Below are 1715 nucleotides of genomic sequence, written 5' to 3'. Positions count from 1 at the left end.
GCTATAGAGATATAGTTGAGGTTAACGGAATGACAGATGGTGCATGGTTGTCGTCAGCTCGTGTCGTGAGATGTTCGGTTAAGTCCTGCAACGAGCGCAACCCTTATCCTTAGTTAGATGATCTAGGGAGACTGCCGGAGTAATCCGGAGGAAGGTGGGGACGACGTCAAATCATCATGCCTCTTACGAGTGGGGCAACACACGTGCTACAATGGACGGTACAAAGAGAAGCAAGACAGCGATGTGGAGCAAATCTCAAAAAACCGTTCTCAGTTCGGATTGTAGTCTGCAACTCGACTACATGAAGTCGGAATCGCTAGTAATCGTAGATCAGCTACGCTACGGTGAATACGTTCTCGGGTCTTGTACACACCGCCCGTCAAACCATGGGAGCTGGTAATACCCAAAGTCGGTTTTGTTAACTACGGAAACAACTGCCTAAGGTAGGACTGGTGACTGGGGTTAAGTCGTAACAAGGTATCCCTACGAGAACGTGGGGATGGATTACCTCCTTTCTACGGAGTACAACGACTTATATAATAAGTCACTTACCAGACTATTATTATTTTAAATATTAAGTAATTGTTATGTACTATGTTAATAGTCCATAGATATATCTAGTTTTGAGAGAACTTTCTCTCTTAGTTCTTTGAAAACTGAATAGTAAAGATATTACAACGACATCAAATTAAATAAATTAAATTTTTGGTTAATTTGTTTTGATTGATACCGAGTAATTATTACATTATGTAATAATTTATTGAAATGTCTTTGAATATACATCAACAATAGGACATACTTAAAATTAACTTTTAAATAAGTAAGAGTTTGTGGTGGATGCCTTGGGTCTGGAAGTCGATGAAGGACGTGATTACCTGCGATAAGCCTCGTGGAGCTGGATATAAGCTACGAAGCGGGGATTTCCGAATGGGGAAACCTAACTAGAGTAATTTCTAGTTGCTATGCAATGAATACATAGTTGCATTTGCGAGACACGTTGTGAACTGAAACATCTTAGTAGCAACAGGAAGAGAAAATAAATAATGATTCCATTAGTAGCGGCGAGCGAACGTGGAAGAGCCCAAACCAACATTAGTTGGGGTTGTAGGACTATCTACATAAAGTTACAAATTTTTATCATAGCGGAAATAGTTGGGAAGCTATAGCACAGAAGGTGATACTCCTGTACGTGAAATGGTAAAAACTTTTGATAGTATCCTGAGTAGGGCGGGGCACGTGAAACCCTGTCTGAATCTGCCGGGACCATCCGGTAAGGCTAAATACTAACCAGACACCGATAGTGAACTAGTACCGTGAGGGAAAGGTGAAAAGAACCCTGGGAAGGGAGTGAAATAGAATCTGAAACCACTTACTTACAATTAGTCAGAGCTCGTTAATGAGTGATGGCGTACATCTTGCAGTATGGACCGGCGAGTTATGTTAACATGCGAGGTTAAGTGGATAAAAGCGGAGCCGTAGAGAAATCGAGTCTTAATAGGGCGTTTAGTATGTTGATATATACCCGAAACCATGTGATCTATCCATGAGCAGACTGAAGCTTAGCTAACCCTAAGTGGAGGGTCGAACCGTAGTACGCTGAAAAGTGCCCGGATGACTTGTGGATAGCGGAGAAATTCCAATCGAACTTGGAGATAGCTGGTTCTCCTCGAAATAGCTTTAGGGCTAGCGTCTGATGTTAAACTTTGGTGGTAGAG

General features: G+C 41.8%; 2 rRNA genes. Both read left to right on the top strand.

Annotated elements, in window-relative coordinates:
• Positions 1-515 (top strand): 16S ribosomal RNA (locus EI91_RS00085); the annotation flags it as partial.
• A gap of 295 nt (positions 516-810) precedes the next feature.
• Positions 811-1715, top strand: a 23S ribosomal RNA gene (locus EI91_RS00080); the annotation flags it as partial.

This window comes from Mycoplasma buteonis (assembly GCF_000733865.1).
GTDB classification, from domain to species: Bacteria; Bacillota_I; Bacilli_A; order Mycoplasmatales; family Metamycoplasmataceae; genus Mycoplasmopsis; species Mycoplasmopsis buteonis.
This window is presented reverse-complemented; position numbering and strand designations above follow the sequence as displayed.